Raw genomic sequence first — 21,407 nt, forward strand, 5'->3', positions numbered from 1 at the left:
GACACGACTTGAACGGTGACCATTGCCGCCTCGGGCGCTGCCCAGTCAGAAATCCCGCATTGCCGAGCGCGCCGCGATCGGCTATCCACACTCCACGGTTTGCGCCCGTAGCTCAGCTGGATAGAGCGTTGCCCTCCGAAGGCAAAGGTCACACGTTCGAATCGTGTCGGGCGCGCCATTTTCCTCTCTTTTTTGATAGTTTTTTCATGCGGCAAGCCATCGGCGGCGAGTCTTTTGTCGACCATAGCCACCGGTAACCATTTTGCCGCCGCCGTGTTGTCGGTAGCCGGCCCGCAGCGACCAAAGCCCAAAGGGCGCTCACCATCATCGGGCGGGGGGCAGAACCGGATGACATCCTAGGTTGTCCGGGGAGGAGACCGTCCCTATGCGGACTCTAGGAAGGTCCACTCACTGGTCAGCTGCGCTGACCTCTTACTTTTTTCTCCCCAAGTCCGAGAGAGAGTCCTGAGTTTGCTTTCTGGCCCTAAGCGGCCTGTTTTTCCAGCGTGGATTTGAGTGCGAACTCGGCGGGCGTGATGTTGCCGAGGGCCGAGTTGGGTCGGTTCCGGTTGTAGTCCTCCTTCCATGAGGTGACGGCGCTGCGAGCTTCAGCGAGCGTCGAGAACGGCGTGTCGTTGAGGCACTCATCCCTGAAGCGCGCGTCGATGCTCTCGCCGAAGGCGTTCTGCGTCGGCTTGCCGGGGCGATGCAGTGCCACGCGACGCCGGTCTCCTGGCATTAGCGCAGGATCGCCATCGAGGTGACTCGGTGCCGCTGTCGGACCCGATGTTCTCGGCCGACAGGAAGTGCGAATGATATCATCCAGTTCGCGGGCACCCGCAGGCCCGAAAGCGAGGTGTTGGCGGCGAGCGCCAGGCACTTGCGCGTATAGCCGTCGACGAAGGCGAGCACCCTGGAGCGGCGACCATCCGTGATCCTGGTAGCACAACCGCCGGCGCCCTCCGCCACGGAATTCTTCGCCTCGCGCCAAAGCACATCGTCCGGCCGGGTGCCCGTGTAAGGCACCGTCGAGCAGTCGAGCTTCGAGGCCAGGGACGGCTTTCCGCTTTCGCCAGTCTCGCCTCCGCCGATGATAGAGCGGCAAATTTGCACTAGCCTCATTCACACAATTCGTATTCAACTCCCTTTACGCCATTCAGCGATTTGCTTGATTTCTCATAGTCAAATACGATCTTTCAATAATAAAATATACTATAAAGTCGTTATGACGGATATCTATTGTTGCGTAATCTTCGAATTCAGTACGCGGCGCTCGAATTCGGCGGCGCGTCGAGGTCGCCATGTAGCGAGATCCAGATGACGAGTCCGATACCGTACCAGAAAGCAATTGGGGGCGATAAGCTCCGCAGGCCCGAAGCCGAACGCAAGCTCGGCTATTCCCGGTTTCACGTGACGGCTTTGACGCTTCTGACCGCCGCTGGCGCGATGTGCGGCTCCGCTGATGCGCTCGAGCCCAACGAAATTCCTTACGTCAAAGCCGATGGCTCGCGGACCTCGTCCCTGGAACAGGCCGCTCAAAGCTGGCGGAACGACGAAGAGTTCCGCAAGATGAGCAGCACGAACGGACTTGGGCAGATCAATGCGGAATATGCCTATGCGCGAGGCATCACGGGCCTCGGCGTCAAGGTTGGCGTGTTCGATACGGGTGTCTATGGCAAGCACCCCGAATTCGACGGCGCAGGCAAGCTGACCGGCCTCAGCACCGCGGGGCGTTACGCCTATACGTACAAGAACTATTACCGGGCTGGCGACCGGTTCTCCTTCAAGGGCGATGACCCGCTGAATGGTACGGGCATCGTTCAAGCCCAGTATCACGGCACCCATGTGGCGGGTATCATCGCCGCTAATCGAGACGGCGCGAGGATGCATGGGGTGGCATTCAACGCTGAGCTCGTCGCCGCGATGAATAGCGACGCAGGCCCCGAGGATGGGGTCGTGGCCGGCAATGATGCCAACGCCTACAGTATCGGGTTTGCCGCGCTCCGCACGAGCGGCGTCCGAATCATCAACAATAGCTGGGGAATCGGTTTTCTCGGCAGCCTGGGGACCAGCCCGTCACGAAGGGCGAGCCAGTCGGATACGATGCAACAGTATTTCTCGGCTCCCGGTGACGGCACGATGAATGCCGCGGATGGAGTAGCACGCTCGGGCATCCTCTTCGTCAAAAGCGCCGGCAACAAATTCGGATCTCAGCCGGACGCGCTCGGCGCCCTACCCTATTTCCGGCCGGATCTGGAAAAAAATTGGATCACCGTCGCAAACCTGTCACGCGAAGAATTGGATGATTCCTCCAGCATCTGCGGGATGTCTAAATATTACTGTGCATCCGCCCCAGGAACATCGATCTATAGCGCCAGTTTTGTTGGAAACAAGACAAGCAATACAGCTGGATATAAGACATTGACGGGCACGTCGATGGCCGCCCCGATGGTGTCGGGATCGCTCGCGCTTCTGATGGAGCGCTTCCCCTATATGAGCGGTGAGGCGATCCGCGACACGCTCCTCACCACCGCACGGGATCTCGGCTCGCCGGGGGTCGACAAGACATATGGCTGGGGGCTGATCGATATCGGGGCAGCGATGAGGGGGCCCGGCCAATTCCTGGGGCCCTTCGGCGTGTCTCTGCCGGCGGGGCAATCCGACATTTGGTCGAACGATATTTCCGACGCAGCGATACGGGTGCGACGGCAGGACGATCTCAACGAGATCGCGTCTCTCAAGCGGCAGGCCGAACGTCGCATCTGGGCTGACGGCGACCGGATCGACGACAGTCAGCTCGCTCAACTCAACGCTCTCGTCGAGACGCACGAGGTTGCGGCTAAAACCAGGGGCAAGGATGCGCTGACGGGCGCGACCTATGTCGGCAGCCTCGAAAAGCGGGGTGACGGTACTTTGGTCCTGGCGGGCCGCAATACCTACACCGGCAGCACCTGGGTCCGCAGTGGCCGACTCGTGCTGAATGGCTCGATCACCTCCGACACGACCGTCGACGGTTCCGGCGTCGGACTCGTTTCCGTGAACCCGACGACGCAGGCTCAGGAGGTGGCGACGCAGGCCGGGACTTTCGTCGTGGAAGCCAGCGGCACCGCAGCGGGCGTGACTGTCCGGCAGGGTGGCACGGCCATGATCAAGGGCCAGGCAGGTGATGTGAACGCCGGCATGGGCGGCACGGCCATCATCGATGGACATGTCGGAAACGTCGCCGCCGCCGGCGGTGCCGCCGTCATCAATGGCCGATCAGGCGACGTGACCGCGACCGCCGGCGGCTCGGCTCTGATCGCCGGGCGATCGGGAGACGTTGCAGCCCATGACGGCGGCAGCGTCACCATCAGCGGGCAGGCCGGCAATGTGTCGGCTGGCGCAAGCGGCACCGCCATCATCAACGGATACGCTGGCAATGTGACGGCCGGCGCGGGCAGCTTCCTCGGCGGATCCGGCACACTGGCTTCGCTTTCGGCGCTGTCGGGTTCCGTCGTCGCCCCCGGAAATTCGATCGGCACGATGAACGTCTCGGGGCCGATCGTTTTTGCCCCAGGCGCAACCTATCGCGTCGAGATCTCGCGCGACGGGCGCAGCGACCTCATCGCCACGACCGGTGCGGCGCAGCTCGACGGTGGTCTCGTCACCGTGTCGATGGAGCGATCACCGACTCTACTCAATCTGCGCCAGGGCTGGTCGATCCTGGGGCGGCGCTTCACCATCCTCGATGCGAGAGACGGGGTGAAAGGGCGGTTTAAGGAGGCGGCCCCGAGTTTTGTCTTCCTCAACACCGTTCTGGACTACAGCCAGCAGGCTGTCGGCCTAACCATGGAGCGCAGCGCGACCAGCTTCGACTCCGCAGGGGTCAACACGAAACAGCGCAGGGTCGGAGCAGCCGTGGAAGCACTCGGATTGGGCAATCCGGTGTTCGAAGCGGTCCTGACCCTACCGGATGCAGAATCAGCGAGGGCAGCCTTTCAAGCACTCTCGGCCGACGCATCGCCCGCCGTCACGGCCAATGCCGCATCGACCGCTTACTTCCTCCGCGAGACCTTGTCCGGCCGCAGCCGCTGGACCGGGGGTACAACTGGCATGCCGACGGGCGCGGCCCCGGTCGTTGGTCACTATTCCGCTCTCGGCCCCAACGAGGCTTCCGAGGCCGATCCCACTCCGTCGCCGCCGGCGAACCGCTACGGCCTCTGGGGCCAGGCCTTCGGAACCTATGGCAGGACCGGTTCTACCGCCGACGCCGGAGGTACCAGCCATCGTGTCGGCGGGTTCGTGATCGGCGCCGATGGGCTCCTCGACAACGGTCTGAAGCTCGGCGCGGCGGCCGGTCTGGCCAAAACATCGGTTCGCAGCACCGGTACTGGGCCTGCGGCCGAGATCTCGAGCCCCTTCGTCTCGCTCTATGGAGGGCATGACATCGGCCGGTTCTCGCTTCAGTTCGGTGGCGTCTATACCGACAACACCGCGACGGCGCGCCGCAACGTTTCGTTTCCCGGCTTCTTCAACAGCCTGACCAGCAAAGGCCGTAGCGCCAGCCTGCTCGGCTTTGGCGAGTTCGGCTATAAGCTTGCGGTCGACCAACAGCTCACGCTGTCGGGTCCGGTTCCGGCGCAGCTGACCCTGGCTTATGTGCAGCCCTATCTCGGGCTCGGCTACACCCAGATTCGGAGCGACCGCTACGCGGAAAGAGGTGGCGTGGCTGCACTGATGCATTTGTCCAACACCTCGGACATCGGCGATATGACGATCGGCGTAAAGGCCGAGGCCCAACTCGATCTGGGGCTGAAGGCACCAATCGCGCTGCGTGGACTGATCGGCTACCGTCGCAACTATGGCGATCTCACCCTGGCCTCCAATCTGGCCTTTTCCGGCGGCACGCCGTTCAGGAGCAGCGGCAGCCCACTCGACCGGCAGGCGCTCGTTACGGAAGCCGGGCTCGATCTGCGCCTCGCACGAAACGTCGACCTGACTCTCACCTATGCCGGGCAGTTCAGCAAGAACAGCCTCGAACACACCGGAAAAGGGTCTCTCACCTATCGGTGGTGATGAGCCGCGCTTTGCCCTTCCCAGGGGCCAGCCGCTCCATGGTGGCAGGCTGGGTCTTCTCGGCGTGTCGCTCGGCGCGCAGATCGCCGCGGCCGTGTCGGCCGGTCCGAGCCCTGTCGACGCTCTTGTGCTGGTCGATGGCGGTTTGCCGCATGGCTCTTCGCAGCCGGTCCGGTTGATATTTGAGTTCTGCAGTGAATTCACTAGCAGCACTGTTGAACCAGCTCTCGCAACAGCGTCAGGCCATCGGTTTGTCGGGCCGGGATCGCGCTGGAAATCTGCATCGGTAAAGAAACCGTTAATTTAACTTCACGATGACTTGCCCCTATCGCGCGACGAGCGCCCGCAGAGTTTTGCAAAGGCGCCGTGTCTCGTCGCTTGGGGGTGGGCATGTCGAATCCGAAGAAACAGGTCGCCGAGATCATCGGCGATGTCGTCGCGCCGGTGCTCTCCGGTGGCTCGATCGCAGCTGCCGCCGTTCAAGCCATCCTGACGTCGCGAGATCTGCTCTCCCCGCCGCCGGCATCGCAGCGGACCGCCCCGCCTTCCAGTTCTGTGCAGGCGCAGGCTTTCGCACCTCCGCCCGGCGCTCAGGTGATGAACGACGACGGCGCCGACGCGGAGACGGTCGGCAGCATCGGCGCGCATCCGGCCGGGCGCGCCCAGCACCATGGTAGCTCGAACGATCAGCCGATCGTTGTATCGCTCGCCAAGAGTGCCCGGCCGCATACGTCGCTTGCCGCGAGCCACGGCCAGTCGGCTTCCGTTTCGGTCGCCACGCTTTCGGCGGCTATGGCCCAGATTGGCCAGAACAATGGTCCCGGCGGGTCGATCGGCGCCGCCATTCGTTCGGGAATCGAGGTCGGCGGACTTGCAGGCACGTGGGATGAAGCCGCGAGCACGGCCGCGGAAAAGCAGCTGCGGACTGCCATGGTCCAGAAGACCGGCATCGGAAACACGAGCCCGGCCGCGCCCGTCAGCGACTCGATCCTGACCGGAACGCCTGGTGACGATGTTCTGGAGGGTGGCGAGGGCGATGATACGATATCCGGCCTGGCAGGCGACGACGTTCTGACCGGCCATGGCGGCGACGATCTGATCGATGCGGGCGACGGCGACGACACGCTGATCGGCGGTGCGGGCGATGATCGCCTGAGCGGCGGCGCCGGGGACGACAAGCTGATCGGCGGCGAAGGACAGGACACGCTCGACGGCGGCGCTGGCAATGACCGGATCCTCGCCGGCGACGAGGATAGCGTCAGCGGCGGTGCCGGCGACGACAGGATCGAAGTCACGGCTGAAGGCGGTCCGGCGCGCAGCGTCGACGGTGGCGACGGTGACGATACGCTGGTGCTGTCCGGAGCGCGTGCGGGCTCGCTCGGCAGAACGGCAGTGAGCAATGTCGAGCATCTGGTCGTCGAAAGCGGCGACTGGGCACTCGGCGCGAACCAGCCCTATGTCGATATCCACGTCAAAAGCGGCGCCCGCACGACCGATGCGATCCTTCTGAAGGGCAGCCAGCGGCTGGTCGTGGAGGCCGGTGGAGCCGTCGGCGCGGGCGATGGCATGGGCGTCCTGACGACGGGATCGCTGGCCGGCGCCTCGATCGACAATTCCGGTCTCATCACCGGTATTTCCTACAATTATTTCGGGCCGATCGGTCGCGGGCCGATCACGATCGTCAACCGGGTCGGTGGGGTGATCAAGTCGCCGGAAAACACCGGAGCGGCCCTGAAGCTCGCGGGAGAACTCGCCCAGGCCGCGCCCGCGATCGCCAATCATGGGTCGATCATCGGAAGCGATCATGCGAGCTCGATCGCCATCGACTTCGAGTCCGTCACCGGCACCGGCGCCCGCATTCTCAACGAGGCTGGCGGGGTGATCGAGACCGTCGCCTATCAGGACGTGATCCGTGGCGGCACCGGCACCGTCGTCGAGAACCATGGCACAATCCGGTCCTACCGGGATCATGTCGCGGAGGACGGTACGGTCAGGCATGGCGGCGATGCCATCGACTACAAGAAGAAGACCGGCGGACTCGTCCACAACTACGGTGGCGGCCTGATCGAGGGCTCGCGTCACGCGGTCACCGGCAAGAAGGGGATCACGGTCATCAACGATGCCGGGGCGACCATGATCGGCCGCAACGGCTCAGCTCTCAACATGGACAACGACGCCGCGGTCGCCAACACCGCCCGCGTCACCAATCATGGCCTCATGGAAGGCCGCTCGGCCGGCTATGACGACAGCGATGGCGACGCCATCGACACCGACGGGTTGCTGCAGCTGGACAATTGGGGGCGCATCGCGGGCCTGGGCGCCCATGGCTCTCATGATGGCGAGGCCAATGTCGCGGAGGGTGTCGCCATGGGCGGCGGCGCCATCACCAACCATGTCGGCGCGACGATCTACGGCTGGGGTCGTGCCATCCAGGTCGACGACAGTGCCAATGGCGGCGCCCTGGCTGCAACCACGATCCACAATGACGGCACCATCCAGGGCGACGGCCATGGCCCCGCCGGCGTCGACGCCGACACGGCGGCGCTGTTCGCCGCACGTCTCAAGGGCGGCGAGGCCATCAACATTGTCGGCGGTTTCGCCGACGACGTCACCAACTCGGCCACCGGCAAGATCATCGGCGGTATCAGGCTCGATGCCGGTGATGACAATCTGTCGAACGCAGGCTCGATCACGGCGACAGGCGGATCGGCCATCGACATGGGAAGCGGCGACGACAGGATCACCAATTCCGGCACGATCAATGGTGCCGTCTCGACCGGCGACGGCGACGACAGCATCGTCAATTCCGGCACGATCCAGGGCGACGTGCAGCTGGGCAGTGGCAGCAATACGCTGACCAATGCCGGCACCATCGCGGGCGATGTCGGCGGCGGCTCCGGCGTCGATGAGATCACGCTCAAATCCGGCTCGACGACCGTCGGCACCGTCTCCCTCGGCGAGGGCAGCGATACGCTGACGATCGAGGCCGGCGCGAGCTTGAAGACGAAGGCGGCGAGCGCAGTGCGCGAACCCGCCAAGGTCGCCGACATCCCGGCCTTTTCCCAGGCCGATGGCGGTATTCTGGTCAAACTCAACATCGCGCAAAACACGGTGGTGAAGTCCTACTCGCTCGTCTACGACGTGCTCATCAAGGCCGGCGTGCAGAGCTATTTCTCCTTCCTGCAGACCGATCTGACCAACCGATCGGACGAGGACCTCTGCCTCAAGGCCAAGGACCCGAAGTTCGGCGGGATCGGCATCAACGGGGATTACGAAGGCCAGCTCACCTATGGCGCATGGCACCGGGTGGCCTTCACGATCACGGATCGCGGCGACAGCGTACTCATCAAGAAATACATCGACGGTGTCTTCGTCGGTGAAACCGTTCAGTCGGGCGCCAATTACGCCCGTTATCAGCTGGACATGTCGAAGGGCATCCTGCTTTTCGCGGATGAGGACGGCGAGACCTCGAAGGGGGCCGCAGCGCGGTTCCTGTTCACGGACACCGTGCTGTCAGACGCGGCCATCAAGGCGCTCGGCGGTGCCAGCAGCGACCCGATCCTGAAAACGCCGCCGAGTAAGAACTCGGTCCAGATCGATTTCGGCACAGCGGGCTGGACCGACATTTACGGCCAGGGCAGCGCCTCGGTCAGCAAGTCCCGGGGCGCTTCCGACTGGGGCAAGAATACCCAATCGACCGAAGCCCTCGGCCTGCCCGAGCTGAAGTCGACCACCGCTGCGCCGATCGTCGACGCTTACGGCAAGGCCGTCGATACGGGCGCCGGCGACGACAAGCTGAGCAATTCCGGCACGGTGGCGGGCGACGTCGATATGGGGGCTGGAGACGACGCCTTCTCCATCACCGCCACCGGATCTATCACCGGCGGGGCTCTGATGGGCACCGGCAAGGATACGCTCACCAATGCGGGCTCGATGGTCGCCAAGGGCGGCCCAGCGGTCGACATGGGCGCCGGCGACGATACGCTGGACAATGGCGGGACCATCACCGGCGCCGTTCTGATGGGCGAAGGCGACGACAAGCTGATCAACACCGAGGTAATCAAGGGCCTGGTTTCGCTCGGCGCCGGCAAGGATGAGTTGACCAATAGCGGCCTGATCGAGGGCGCGGGTCACGCGGTGACGGCGACTGGCGGCGCGATGATCATCAACGACACCGCCGGAACGCTGTCGGCCCGCAACGGCTCGGCCGTCTCCGCTACCAACGCGGCGGATGCGGCGGTGCATGTCACCAACCGCGGCAAGATCGAAGCGCGAACCGCCGACAATTCGGATGGCGATGCCAGCGCCGCGATCGACATCCGCGGCCTCGCCGACATCAACAATTCTGGCTCGATCCAGAAGTTCTTCAGCTGGAGCCATTCTCGGTCCGGCATCGCCACGGCGATCTCCATCGGCGGCGGTGTCATCCGCAATGCCCAGGGCGCGACGATCTACGCCAGCGGCCGCGCCATCGCCGTCGACGATACCAAGGGAGGGGCGGCCCTCGCGGCGACCCGGATCATCAACGATGGCACCATCTCGGCCGATGGACGCGGTGGCGAAGGCGTCACCGGCGACAGCAGGCTCTACGGCCGCGAGGCGATCAATCTGATCGGCGACTGGAACGATCGCATCACCAATGGCGCGACCGGCCGGATCAACGCCGGCATCGCCATGGGCGGCGGAGACGACAAGCTCGAGAACGCCGGATCGATCATCGCGAACGGGCTCTGGGCCATCGATATGGGCGATGGCGACGACAGCATCGCCAATACCGGGTCGATTCTCGGCCGGATCGTGCTCGGCGCCGGAAACGATACAATCGAGAACAGCCGTCAGATCAACGGCAGCATCAATGGCGGCTCGGGCGCTGACACGCTGAAAAACAGCGGCACGATCGAATTTTGGGCCACCAGCGCGGTCGATCTCGGTGACGGCAACGACAGGCTGGAGAATGGCGGCCGGATCAACGGCAAGGTTCTTACGGGCGCTGGCGACGACATCGTCACCAATTCCGGCTCGATCGCTGCGGGCTGGGGCGTGGCGATCGAGATGGGCGATGGCGACGACAAGCTGACGCTGTCCGGCACGATCACCGGCCAGGTCTTCATGGGAGCCGGCAACGATACCGCCATCGTCGAGGCAAGCGGATCGATCAGCGGTGCGATCGACGGCGGGGATGGCGTCGACAGGCTCGTCAATGGCGGCAGGATCGAAGCGGTCCAGGCCGTCACCGAGTTCGCGGTCGATCTGGGCGCCGGCGACGACGTCATCAACAATAGCGGCACCATCAAGGGCACGGTGACCACCGGCGATGGCGCGGACGAAGTCATCAACACCAGCACCGGCGCGATCATCGGACTGGTCTCGATGGAGGCCGGCAACGACCAGCTCGGCAATTCGGGCAAGATCACCGCGACGACTGGTGCCGCGATCGACATGGGCGACGGCGACGACGTCGTGAAGCTCTATATCGGCTCCGACATCCGCGGTGCGATCCTGCTCGGTGCCGGAAACGACCGCCTCACCGCCGACACCTACCTCTCCACTGCGGTGGATGTGGATGCCGGCGATGGCAATGACGAAGTCTATAGCGCTCTTGGCGACGACATCATCCATGGTGGCGCCGGCAACGATACCGTCTATGCCGGCGACGGCGCCGACAAGCTCTATGGCGATGCCGGCAACGATGTCCTCCATGGCGAAGCCGGGGATGACGCGCTCGATGGCGGGGCCGGAGACGATGTGATCGACGGAGGCGCGGGCAACGACACCATCGATGGCGGCGATGGCGAAGACATGCTCGATTTCAGTTCAGCGACCGGGCGGATCTCGGTCGATTTCAGAACCGGGACCGCCTCGGGCGACGGGATCGGGATCGATCGTTTCAGCCATATCGAGCAGGCCCGTCTCGGCGCGCAGGGCGGCCAGATCGACGGTGGCGACGGCAACGAGACGCTTTTTGGCGGTGGCGGATCTTCCGTGCTCAACGGCGGTGCCGGCGACGACAGGCTGATCGGCGGCAGCGGGGTCAATACGCTGAGCGGCGGCTCCGGCAACGACACGCTGATGGCGGGAGACAAGGGCGACACGCTCAACGGCGGATCGGGGGACGATCGCCTCAAAGGGGGAGCCGGCAACGACACGATCAGCGGCGGGTCCGGCAGGGACGTGATCACAGGCGGTGCCGGCGATGACGTGCTGACCGGCGGTTCCGGGCAGGACAACTTCGTCTTCGCCGCCGGCTCCGGGAGAGACAGGATCACCGACTTCAAGGCGAGCGGCGCCGACCATGACCTGATCAGTTTCGATCACGTCTTCGCGGATTTCGCCGCGGCCATGGCTTCGGCCCGTCAGGTCGGCGCCGATGTGGTCTTCACCATCGACGACCACACATCGCTCACGCTGGCCCAGACGCAGATCGGTTCGCTGAGCGCGGACGATTTCCGCTTCAGCTGATCGGGTTCACGCAGATCCGGCATGGCGGCGCGCCTCCTTACGCGCGACCGCAATGTCGTTTCGCCAATGCCCTCGACGCTCATTCGCAATGCCGCCGCCCCGGACGGGCGACGGCGGAGGACGCCTCTGCACCGGCCATCGCCTTCTCGCCTTAGCGCTGACCAGGCGTTCCGGAATTTATGAACCCCCACGACGATCTGTAGACTGCGGCGCAGTCAAAACACGCCTAAACCGGTCGACTGAGAGTTTCCGCGCGCGCCCCCCCACGATCCAGGCCTCTATTCACCATCATCATCGCGGCCCTGATCGTCGCCCTTTGGGCGACCGAGGCGGATGCTCGGTCTGCGCGGCAGCAATTCAGCGTGCTGACGGCTCGCGGCGCGGCGCTGGTGGAGAGTCTGGGAGATTGCGCGAACAGGACCTGCCCCGCCGTTCTCCTATTGAGCGGCAGCAGAGGCTTCGGATCGCCCGTCTATGACGAGATCGGCGAGAGGCTGAGTGCGTCTGGCCTGAAGCCTTATCTCGTTCACATCCTGTCGGCGCGGGACCTCGACACGATCGGCAGGGCGGGCGGAGCGCGGGCACGGATCGCCTATTATGCGCAGCGCTTTCCGGACTGGATATCTGCCGTTCAAAGCGTGGCCGCCTCTTTCAAAGCCCAGCCGCGCCATGGTGGCAGGCTGGGTCTTCTCGGCGTGTCGCTCGGCGCGCAAATCGCCGCGGCCGTGTCGGCCGGTCCGAGCCCTGTCGACGCTCTGGTGCTGGTCGATGGCGGTTTGCCGCCTGGCTCTTCGCAGCCGGTGCGGTCATGGCCGCCGCTGCTTCTGATCTGGGGGAGCGCCGACCAGACCTTTCCCTTGTCCATCGGCCGGGATTTGCAGCGACAGGCCCGGCAGCTCGGCGGGCCGGTCACCCTCGATGTCTATGATGGCGGCGCGCATGATTTTTTCCTGCGCTCCGGAACCCGCAACGCCATGGCAGCCCACAGCAGCACGGCCGATTTTCTGTCCTCGCATCTGTCACGATAGGGCTGGATGTGCCGGGACGATGGCGCAGCTGGAGTCGCCGGCGATCCAGCCTCGAAATCCGTCGCACAGGATTAGAGTGACGCCCCCGCCTCTCGCGCCCTTGCTCGAGCCCTCGCCCGGCCTCCCGCCCTCAGTCCCTCTCCCGGCCGGGCGCCGCTCCCGCCCCTGCTCCCACCCCGCTCTTCGTCTCGCGCGCCTCGTGTTCGTAGAGCTTCACCACCCCCGCGGAATCGCTCATCTCATGGCCGAGCGCGACATAGGCGGCGTAGCGTGCGACGGCCTGTTCGATCACCGCGAGATCGAGGCCGAGCTCCCGCGAAAACTGCTTCACCGCCTTGAGATCCTTCAGCAATTGGCGGGCATAGCTGGAGGGCGGTTCGAAGGCGCGCTGCTGCATCTGCGGATAGAGCCGCTGCAGCAGGCTGGAATCGGCATGGCCGCCGGCCAGGCATTGCGGCAGGCGGCTGGCGTCGATGCCGGCCGCCTCGGCCAGTAGCAGCGCCTCCGTCATCACGACATAGCCGGTGCCGACGATGGCCTGGTTGATGATCTTGGTGGTCTGCCCCGCCCCGACCGGGCCCATCCGCGTGACATTCGCCGCCATCTCTTCGAGCAGCGGGCGCGCCTGTTCGAAATCGGCCTCGGAGCCGCCGGCCATCACGGTCATGGCGCCCGAACGGGCCAGAGCCGGGCCGCCCGAGACCGGGGCATCGACCCAGCCCGCGCCGGTCATCGCCTGCAGCCGCGCCGCCGCGCGGCGCGTGCCCTCGGGATCGGCGGTCGAGAGGTCGATGATCAGCCTGGCGCCGGGGCCGGCGGAGGCGACGCCGTTCTCGCCGAAGATGCAGGCCTCGACCGCCGCCATATGCAGCACGCAGAGCATCACCACATCGCTCACCGCCGCGACCTCGGCCGGCGAGGCCGCGGGTACGGCGCCATGCGGAACCACGCAATCCAGCCGCTCCGGCTCGAGATTCCAGACGGTGACGGCATAGCCCTTGTCGAGCAGGCGGCGCGTCATCGCCTCGCCCATGATGCCGATGCCGATGAAACCGATGCGTGGCCTGGTCGTCACGGTCGCCCTCTTTCTCCCGCGGCGCGAGGGCCGTCGCAGCCGTCCCGCCCGGCGCTCATCGCGCCGTCGCAGGATATGTCCCTCGCCGGCCGCCCCCGATGCTGTCATCGAACCATGGGGCTGAGGCGCTGTCCAACCGGGCGGCGCGCGCTACCGCGCCACCACCACCTCGCAGCCCGAAGCCGCCACCATCTTCGCCGCCTCCTCGGGCGGCTCGCGGTCGGTCACCAGCGTGTCGACCTCGCTGAGATGCGCGAGGCGCGACGTCGCCACCCGCCCGAATTTGGTGTGGTCGACGAGCAGGACGCGCCGCCTGGCATTGCGGAACATCACGCGGGCGACCGCGACATCCTCGTCCCGGTATTCCAGCAGATTTCCCGCCGCATCGATCGCGCCGATGCTGGCGAGATAGAGATCGCAGCGATAATTCTCGATGAAGGCGGCCGCCGCCGGGCCGCTCAGGGCGCGGTTATGGCGCATCCATTGCCCGCCGGTGACCTGGATCGAGATGTCGGGGCAGGTCTCGAGGATCGAGGCCGCCGCGATGCTGTTCGTGACGACGCGCAGCCCGCGCGGCCCGCGCTCGGCGATGGCCTTGGCCAGCGCATCGACCGTGGTGCCCGGGCTCAGGAACAGCGAACTGCCGGGCTTCACATAGGAAGCCGCGACGCGGCCGATCGCGGCCTTGCCCTCGGCCGTCTCGACGTGACGCAGCCCATATTCGGCATTGGCGGTGCTGAGATTGGCGCTGGCCCCGCCATGATGGCGCCGAAGCAGGCCGCGATCCGCCAGATCCTGCAAATCCCGCCGCAGCGTCTGCGGGGTGACATTGAAGGCGGCGACCATCTCCTCGATCGCGAGATAGCCGCGCCGACCGAGGCTCTCGAGAATATCGCTCTGACGCTTGCTGAGCCGGTCCATCCTGGATCTTGCCATACAACCAGCCACCCGCTCCATGCAATGCGCGTTTCCGAAAACTCATGTTGCGAAACGAAATAGCCAATGCATGATTTGTCACCGTAATCGCACAGGGCCGCGCGGGCTCGGCGGAGACGGGTCCGGCGGAGGCAGGTCCTCCGGCGGGATATGTCCGCCCGTCCCGCGGCGAAGGAGCACCGCACCGCATGAGCACCAGCGCGACAAAAGGCCGTCCAAGGCCCCGTTTTCGATGAGACGCCGGATCGTCTGCGTCGGAAATCTGGTCCATGACGAGGTCTACCGGGTGGAGATGCTGCCGGCGTCCGGGATCAAGACCGGCGTGCTCGGCTATGAATCGCGGTTCGGCGGCCCGGCGGCGACGGCGGCGGTGGCGATCAGCCATCTCGGCGGGCAAGCCAGCTATTGGGGGCGGCTCGGCCGGGACGAGGCCGGCGAGGCGGCGCTCGCGCTGTTGCAGCGGCACGGGGTCGATTGCGCCGGTGTCGCGATGCTGGCCGAGGGGCGGACGCTGCGGGCGATCGTGATGGTCGATCCGCGCGGCGAGCGCAGCATCGTCTCCGACCGGCGCAGCCTATCGGCCGATGCCGGCGTGCTGCCGCAGGACGATCTCGCCGATGTCGCCGTGGTGCTCGCCGATACGCGCTGGCCCGCCGGGGCGGAGGTGGCGCTGGAGCGGGCCGCCGCTTCCGGAATCCCCGGCGTGCTCGATGCCGATGGCGGCGCGCCCGACGCCAATCAGCGGCTGATCGCCCGATGCGATCATGTGATCTTCTCCAGCGAGGGGCTGCGCGACCATGCCGGCGACGGCGCGCCGGCCGACCTGCTGCGGCGCTGCCCGGCCCGGCCCGGGCAGATCCTGGCCGCGACCTGCGGCGCGGCCGGCAGCCTCTGGCTGATCCAGGGCGAGATCGCCCGGGTGCCCGCCTTCGACATCGTCATGCGCGATACCACCGGCTGCGGCGACGTGTTCCACGGCGCCTATGCGCTCGGCATCGGCGAAGGCATGGCACCGCTCGAAGCGGCCAGGCTCGCCTCGGCGACGGCGGCGCTGAAAGGCGCCCGCGCCGCCGGCTGGGACGGCATGCCGGACCGCGCCGCCGTGCTGGAATTGATGCGGAGCGGCCCGACCCGCGAATAGCGATAACGAAAATTGAGATTGCGAAAACGAAACTTCCATGCATCAATCGCGCTCAGCGAGTGACGCCGCTTCAGCGGGCAAACCGAGCTCTTGGCGCTTTCAATGCTTACGGGAGCGCGAGCGGTGCGACGGCAGGCTGCGCGAACGCCGTGGGGCGTTTTCGCTTTCGAACAATGATTGAGAAGGTTGACCGATAATGGCCTGTTCCACCCTCGCCGACATCCGCGCCGATCTGGAAAGCCTCGGCTTCGTCCTGGATGGCCGGCCGGACGTCTCGCAAACGCGGCGGCCGACGGATGCGATGATCGATCGCTGGGCGGAGACGGCGGCGCTGGCGGAGCCGGCTGCCCGGGCGATGGCGATCTGGGCCATCCGCGCGGCGGCGCTGTCGGCGGGCATCGTGCCGGCCTCGGTGCAGGAGCTCTATCTGGCCCGGGCCGCGGGAGCTTGGGAGGGCAGGACCGTCCCCGCCATGAATCTGCGGGGCTGGACCTATCACACCTGCAGGGCCGTGTTCCGCGCGGCGCAGAAGATGGACGCCAAGCTGTTCATCTTCGAGCAGGCGGTCGGCGAATCCATCTATGCCGCGCAGCCGCCGGCCGAATATACCGCCGGCGTGCTGGCGGCGGCCCTGCGCGAGGGGCATCGCGGCGCGGTCTTCCTGCAGGCCGACCATGACCAGGTCAACGCCACCGCCTATGGCAAGGACGGCCCGGCGGAGATCCGCAAGCTCGAGGCGATCATGCGCGAGCAGGTCGCGGCCGGCTTCTACAGCATCGACATCGACGCCTCGACGGTGGTCGATCTCTCCAAGCCGAACGTGCGCGAGCAGCAGCGGCTGAATGCCGAGCTGACCGCGCATTTCACGCAATTCGTGCGCGGCATCGAGCCGGAGGGCATCACCATCTCGCTCGGTGCCGAGATCGGCGAGGTCGGCCATGACAACACCACCCCCGAGGAGCTGCGGGAGTTCATGGCGGTCTACCGCGAGAAACTGGCGGCCAAGGGCGGGGCTCTGGTGCCGGTCAGCAAGATCAGCATCAATTCCGGCACCTATCACGGCGGCAAGATGCAGGCCGACGGCACGCTCGCCGATGTCGATGTCGACTACGCCCTGCTGAAGACGATCTCCGACATCTGCCGCGCCGAATTCGGCATGGGCGGCGCCGTGCAGCACGGCGCCTCGACCCTGCCCGGCCACCAGCTGGCGAAATTCCCCGGCACCGGCGCGGTCGAGATCCATCTCGCACTGGGCTTCACCAATCTGACCTTCGACCATCCCAGCCTGCCGAAGGAATTCGCCGAGGAGATCCGCGCCTATGTCTTCGCCCATCACGCGGCCGAGCGGCAGGCGGAGGAGAACGACGTGCAGTTCCTCTATAATGTCCGCAAGAAGGCCTGGAAGGTGATGAAGGCGCGGTATTGGTCGCTGCCGGAGCCCGTCGCGAACGAGGTGATGGGCGCCCTCGAGGGCATGTTCCACAACATGTTCACTTGGATGAATGTCGGCGACACCGCGCGGCTGGTGGACGAGCACACGACGCTGGTGCCGGTCGTCCCGCCGCTGCCCGAGACGCTTGCGGGAGCGGATGCGGCCTGACAGCCGCCCGCCCCGCACGTGACCTGCGAGCGGCCCGCAGCAAGTGGGCCGCCGTCAAGAAAAGACCGAGGAAACGCAAAAACCCAACCCGAGGAGGACACTCATGCATCTGCACCGTAGGTCATCATTGCTGACGCTCGCCGCAATGACGCTGGCGTCCCTGATCAGCCTGCCCGGGCCTGCGCTCGCACAGCAGAAGGAGGTGCGCTGGGGCCAGTGGAAGGGCACGGAGGTCGGCGAGAAGTTCATGGCCGAGCTGAAGGCCGCCTTCGAGAAGGACAATCCCGGGATCAAGCTCGTGCCGGTCGATGCGCCCTTCACCGGCTTTCACGACCGCGCCATCGTCCAGCACCAGGCCAAGAAGCTGCCCGACGTGCTGATGGTGCAGGTCGACTGGGTCGCGGAATTCGCCGATCTCGGCATGATCGAGGCGCTGGACGAGCGTATCGCCAAGGAGCCGAAGGAGTTCTGGGAGAACATCCCCAAGACCTTCCACCAGCAATGGCGCGGCAAGCAATATTACCTGCCGGTCGAGAGCGGCGCGGTGGCGCTGTTCTGGAATACCGACCTGTTCAAGGCGGCGGGCCTCTCGGCCGCGCCCAAGACCTGGGACGAATTCGCGGAGATGGGGCGCAAGCTCACCAATCCGGACAAGCGGCAGTTCGCCATCACCGGCACGTTGCAGGGCGAGCCGCCGACCAACATGACCTATGAGATCTATCCGCTGCTGCTGCAGGCGGGCGCCAAGCTGATCGACGCCGGCAACAAGGCCGTGTTCAACAGCCCCGAGGGGGTGAAGGCGGTCGAGTGGTATGTCGAGCGCATCAACAAGGACAAGATCTCCGTCCCCGGCGTGCTGAGCAATGGCGAGAAGGAGAAGCGGGCGAATTTCGCTTCGGGCAATGTCGCGATGATGTTCGAGGGGCCCTGGGGCATCGCCATCCAGAAGCAGCTCAACCCGAACCTGAACTATGCGATCGCGCCGCTGCCGGCCGGCCAGACGACGGGAACGATGGTGCGCGGCTCGCTCAACACGCTGAGCAGCCAGGCCCAGGACAAGGACGCGGCCTGGGCCTTCATCCGCTGGCTCTCCGGCCCCAAGGGCATCGAGATCTGGGCCAAGGGCACCGGCGCCTTCCCGGCGCGGACGGATGTCGCGGCGCAGGACTGGTTCAAGGAGCGCAAGCAGTTCGAGGCCTTCGTCACCCAGATGCAGCAGCCCAACGCGGAATCGCCCTATCTGGTGATGCCCAACGCCGTCCAGATGAACAAGATCATGACGACGGAGATCCAGAACGCGGTGCAGGGCAAGAAGTCCGCGAAACAGGCGCTCGACGACGCCGCCGCCGAATGGAACAAGATCCTGGCCGCGGCGAAATAGCCTCACCTCGACGGCATCGCTGAGGGGCCGCCCCGCCCCTCACCTTTCGCTCAGCGACCGCCCTGGCGCCTTCGCCGCCGGGACGGTCGCGCATCGAACGGCAACCCATGCTCGCCTTCAAACGGAAATATGCGGACGATCTCCTCGCCTATTCCTTCCTTTGGCCGTCCTTGCTCATCCTCGTCGCTCTGCTGCTCTACCCGCTCGCCGATGTGGTGAGGCTGAGCTTCCACGACAGCAATCTGCAGCGCGAGACCTGGATCGGGCTCGGCAATTACAGCGCGCTGCTGCAGGACCCGCTGTTCTACAAGGCACTGTGGCAGACCGTGCTGTTCACCGCCGCGAGCGTCATCCTGCACCTGCTGATCGGGCTCGGGCTCGCGGTCCTGCTCAACATGCAGATCAACGAGACCTTCCGCGCCTGGGCGCGCGGCCTGCTGATCGTGCCCTGGCTGCTGGCCCCGACGGTGGCGGGCATGATCTGGGTGCTGATGCTGGCGCCCTTCGGCGTGTTCAACGGGCTGCTGGTCTCGCTCGGGCTGATCGACGTCAACGCCTCCGTGTCCTGGCTCGGCAATCCGGAGACGGCGCTGGGCTCGGTCACCGCGATGAATGTCTGGCGCGCCTTCCCCTTCTTCATGGTGATGCTGCTGGCCGGGCTGCAGGCGATCCCGAAACAGCTCTACGAGGCGGCCGAGATCGACGGCGCGACGCTGTGGCAGCAATTCTGGCACATCACCCTGCCGCAGCTGCGCGGCGTGATCACCACCGTTGTGCTGCTCGATTCGATCTGGACCTTCCGCGCCTTCGACCCGGTCTTCGTGATGACCGGCGGCGGCCCGGCGCATAGTTCGGAAGTCCTCGCCACGGCGATCTATTTCGACGGATTCCAGAAGCTGCGTTTCGGCTACGCCTCGGCCGAAGCCGTGGTGATGTTCGTCATCCTCTTCATCGTCAGCGCCATCTATGTGCGCAGAACCATGAGCAACGGGACCTGACATGCGCACAGCCACCCTGCCCGCGACCGTCTCGCGCTATCATCTCGGCCAGCGCAACCGCGAGAGGATGCTCAACCTGCTGGCCTATGGCCTGCTGATGCTGGCGATCGTGATCGTCTTCTTCCCGCTCGCCTGGATGGCGACGGTGTCGGTCCGCCCGAACATCGAGGTGATGAAGATGCCGCCGGACTGGATCCCCGCGGTGTTCACGCTGCAGGCCTATGCGAAAATCTTCTCCAGCCCGCGTTATCTCGTGGTCTTCGCCAACACCATGCTGGTGTCGCTGCTGGTCACCGTGCTGTCGCTGGTGCTCGGCGCCATGGCGGCCTATGCGCTGGCGCGCTTCAAATTCGCCGGCCAGCGCGCCGTGCTGATGTTCCTGATCACCACGCAGATGTTTCCGCTGGTGCTGCTCTGCATCCCCTATTTCCGCATCTTCATCACGCTCGGGCTCTACGACACCCGCACCTCGCTGGTGATCGTCTACCTCACCTTCACCCTGCCCTTCTGCATACTGATGCTGCGCAGCTACTTCCTGAACATCCCGCGCGACATCGAGGAGGCGGCGATGGTCGATGGCTGCTCGCGGCTCGGGGCGATCTTCCGGACGCTGATCCCGATGTCCTATCCCGCCTTCATCGGCGCGGGGCTCTACACCTTCCTGCTGGCCTGGAACGAATTCCTGTTCGCGGTGGTGCTGATCGAATCCTGGGAGAACCGGGTGCTGACCATGGCGATCTACAGCCTGATGGCGGAATTCGTGACCGAGTGGAACATGATGATGGCCTTCTCCGTGCTGGCCAGCCTGCCGCTCGTCATCGCCTTCGTCTTCCTGCAGAAATTCATGGTACAGGGCATGACGGCCGGCGCCCTGACATCCTGACCCGGGCTCCCGCCACACCATTCCAGAGGATCAACATGTTTCCCGACATCAAGGACAAGGTCGTGCTCGTCACCGGGGCGAGCACCGGCATCGGCGCCGCCGTCGCCAAGGGTTTCGCCCGCGAAGGCGCGCGCGTGCTGGTGCATTACAACGCCAGCCGCGACGCGGCGACGGCGGTCGCCGGGGCGATCACCGAGGCGGGTGGCGAGGCTCTCGCGGTGCAGGCCGACGTGACGCGCCCCGACGAGGTCGCGGCGCTGGTCGCCCAGACGCTGGAGCGCTTCGGGCGCATCGACATCCTGATCAACAACGCCGGCGGCATGCTCGGCCGGGTGGTGACCACCGAGATGGACGATGCCCATTACGAGAACGTCATGCGGCTGAATTGCTGGTCGGTCTTCGCCCTGACCCGCGCGGTGGCGCCGCTGATGGCGAAAGACGGCGGCAGCTCGATCATCAACGTCACCTCGATCGCGGCGCGCAATGGCGGCGGCGGCGGCGCGATCCTCTATGGCGCGGCCAAGGGCTTCGTCAGCGCCTTCACCAAGGGCATGGCGCGGGAGCTCGTCGCCTCGAAGATCCGGGTCAATGCGGTGGCGCCGGGCGTGATCGATACGCCCTTCCACGAGCGCTACTCCAATGCCGAGCAGATCGAGACGATGCGCCGGCAGGTGCCGATGGGCCGGCTCGGCACCTCGGATGATTGCGTCGGCACCTTCCTCTATCTCGCCTCGGGCACGCTCAGCGGCTACGTCACCGGCCAGGTGATCGAGGTGAATGGCGGGCAGCTCATGCCCTGACAGGGCTGATCCGGCCAGATTTCAATGCGGTGAAAAACGCAGGCCCGGCCA

The 21,407-nt window shown here is 65.5% G+C and carries 13 protein-coding genes and 1 tRNA gene; 10 read left to right on the top strand and 4 right to left on the bottom strand.

The features are described from left to right. Positions 1 to 101: 101 nt before the first annotated feature. Positions 102 to 178, top strand: a tRNA-Arg gene (locus tag ASG72_RS02895). A 306-nt stretch (positions 179 to 484) separates the two neighbouring features. Here ASG72_RS02895 and ASG72_RS02900 read toward each other — a convergent pair. Both ASG72_RS02900 and ASG72_RS02905 read right to left on the bottom strand, forming a co-directional pair. Further along, positions 485 to 718 carry an integrase core domain-containing protein gene (locus ASG72_RS02900; protein WP_056708705.1) on the bottom strand — a complete coding sequence of 78 codons (234 nt, stop codon included), beginning with the start codon at positions 716 to 718 and terminating at the stop codon, positions 485 to 487. A gap of 20 nt (positions 719 to 738) precedes the next feature. Beyond that, positions 739 to 1,122: a hypothetical protein gene (locus ASG72_RS02905; RefSeq protein ID WP_056708707.1), complete on the bottom strand. Its 384-nt coding sequence runs from the start codon at positions 1,120 to 1,122 to the stop codon at positions 739 to 741. A gap of 120 nt (positions 1,123 to 1,242) precedes the next feature. Here ASG72_RS02905 and ASG72_RS02910 point away from each other — a divergent pair, with 120 nt between their 5' ends. The 3 genes from ASG72_RS02910 (at position 1,243) to ASG72_RS02920 (ending at position 12,542) form a co-directional block, all read left to right on the top strand. After that, positions 1,243 to 5,055, top strand: a complete 3,813-nt coding sequence (locus tag ASG72_RS02910) for a S8 family serine peptidase (protein ID WP_156395763.1) — start codon at positions 1,243 to 1,245, stop codon at positions 5,053 to 5,055. A gap of 390 nt (positions 5,056 to 5,445) precedes the next feature. Next, on the top strand, positions 5,446 to 11,514 hold the full coding sequence (locus ASG72_RS02915) for a hypothetical protein (RefSeq protein WP_056708714.1): 6,069 nt from the start codon (positions 5,446 to 5,448) through the stop codon (positions 11,512 to 11,514). Positions 11,515 to 11,876: 362 nt separating this feature from the next. Continuing rightward, a complete protein-coding gene (locus tag ASG72_RS02920; RefSeq protein WP_244488669.1) occupies positions 11,877 to 12,542 on the top strand; it encodes a dienelactone hydrolase family protein in 666 nt (221 codons plus the stop codon). Between the two features lie 130 nt (positions 12,543 to 12,672). On the opposite strand, the gene ASG72_RS02925 is transcribed toward ASG72_RS02920, so the two are convergent. Next, positions 12,673 to 13,617, bottom strand: coding sequence for an NAD(P)-dependent oxidoreductase (locus ASG72_RS02925; protein WP_244488670.1), 945 nt, complete (start codon positions 13,615 to 13,617; stop codon positions 12,673 to 12,675). Positions 13,618 to 13,767: 150 nt separating this feature from the next. Continuing rightward, complete coding sequence (locus ASG72_RS02930) at positions 13,768 to 14,538, bottom strand: DeoR/GlpR family DNA-binding transcription regulator (protein ID WP_056708720.1); 771 nt, start codon at positions 14,536 to 14,538, stop codon at positions 13,768 to 13,770. 247 nt (positions 14,539 to 14,785) lie between these two features. Here ASG72_RS02930 and ASG72_RS02935 point away from each other — a divergent pair, with 247 nt between their 5' ends. The 6 genes from ASG72_RS02935 (at position 14,786) to ASG72_RS02960 (ending at position 21,356) form a co-directional block, all read left to right on the top strand. Beyond that, the gene (locus ASG72_RS02935; protein ID WP_056708721.1) at positions 14,786 to 15,694 is read left to right on the top strand and encodes a PfkB family carbohydrate kinase; all 909 of its coding nucleotides are present in this window, start codon (positions 14,786 to 14,788) and stop codon (positions 15,692 to 15,694) included. A 196-nt stretch (positions 15,695 to 15,890) separates the two neighbouring features. Further along, complete coding sequence (locus tag ASG72_RS02940) at positions 15,891 to 17,294, top strand: class II fructose-bisphosphate aldolase (RefSeq protein WP_056708726.1); 1,404 nt, start codon at positions 15,891 to 15,893, stop codon at positions 17,292 to 17,294. Positions 17,295 to 17,397: 103 nt separating this feature from the next. Beyond that, positions 17,398 to 18,675, top strand: coding sequence for an ABC transporter substrate-binding protein (locus tag ASG72_RS02945; protein ID WP_082540029.1), 1,278 nt, complete (start codon positions 17,398 to 17,400; stop codon positions 18,673 to 18,675). 107 nt (positions 18,676 to 18,782) lie between these two features. After that, positions 18,783 to 19,673 carry a sugar ABC transporter permease gene (locus ASG72_RS02950; RefSeq protein WP_056708730.1) on the top strand — a complete coding sequence of 297 codons (891 nt, stop codon included), beginning with the start codon at positions 18,783 to 18,785 and terminating at the stop codon, positions 19,671 to 19,673. 1 nt (position 19,674) lies between these two features. Then, positions 19,675 to 20,556, top strand: coding sequence for a carbohydrate ABC transporter permease (locus ASG72_RS02955; protein ID WP_056708733.1), 882 nt, complete (start codon positions 19,675 to 19,677; stop codon positions 20,554 to 20,556). A 35-nt stretch (positions 20,557 to 20,591) separates the two neighbouring features. After that, positions 20,592 to 21,356 (top strand): glucose 1-dehydrogenase, encoded by a 765-nt coding sequence (locus ASG72_RS02960; RefSeq protein WP_056708736.1) that lies wholly within the window; start codon positions 20,592 to 20,594, stop codon positions 21,354 to 21,356. Positions 21,357 to 21,407: the final 51 nt, after the last annotated feature.

Origin of the sequence: Allobosea sp. Leaf344 (assembly GCF_001426225.1) — a bacterium.
In the GTDB taxonomy this organism is placed as follows: domain Bacteria; phylum Pseudomonadota; class Alphaproteobacteria; order Rhizobiales; family Beijerinckiaceae; genus Allobosea.

Excerpts from the sequence above, each read along its gene's own strand:
- ASG72_RS02905 (WP_056708707.1), bottom strand. The coding sequence starts at position 1,122 with ATGAGGCTAGTGCAAATTTGCCGCTCTATCATCGGCGGAGGCGAGACT.
- ASG72_RS02915 (WP_056708714.1), top strand. The coding sequence starts at position 5,446 with ATGTCGAATCCGAAGAAACAGGTCGCCGAGATCATCGGCGATGTCGTC.
- ASG72_RS02930 (WP_056708720.1), bottom strand. The coding sequence starts at position 14,538 with ATGGACCGGCTCAGCAAGCGTCAGAGCGATATTCTCGAGAGCCTCGGT.
- ASG72_RS02935 (WP_056708721.1), top strand. The coding sequence starts at position 14,786 with ATGAGACGCCGGATCGTCTGCGTCGGAAATCTGGTCCATGACGAGGTC.
- ASG72_RS02940 (WP_056708726.1), top strand. The coding sequence starts at position 15,891 with ATGGCCTGTTCCACCCTCGCCGACATCCGCGCCGATCTGGAAAGCCTC.
- ASG72_RS02945 (WP_082540029.1), top strand. The coding sequence starts at position 17,398 with ATGCATCTGCACCGTAGGTCATCATTGCTGACGCTCGCCGCAATGACG.
- ASG72_RS02950 (WP_056708730.1), top strand. The coding sequence starts at position 18,783 with ATGCTCGCCTTCAAACGGAAATATGCGGACGATCTCCTCGCCTATTCC.
- ASG72_RS02955 (WP_056708733.1), top strand. The coding sequence starts at position 19,675 with ATGCGCACAGCCACCCTGCCCGCGACCGTCTCGCGCTATCATCTCGGC.
- ASG72_RS02960 (WP_056708736.1), top strand. The coding sequence starts at position 20,592 with ATGTTTCCCGACATCAAGGACAAGGTCGTGCTCGTCACCGGGGCGAGC.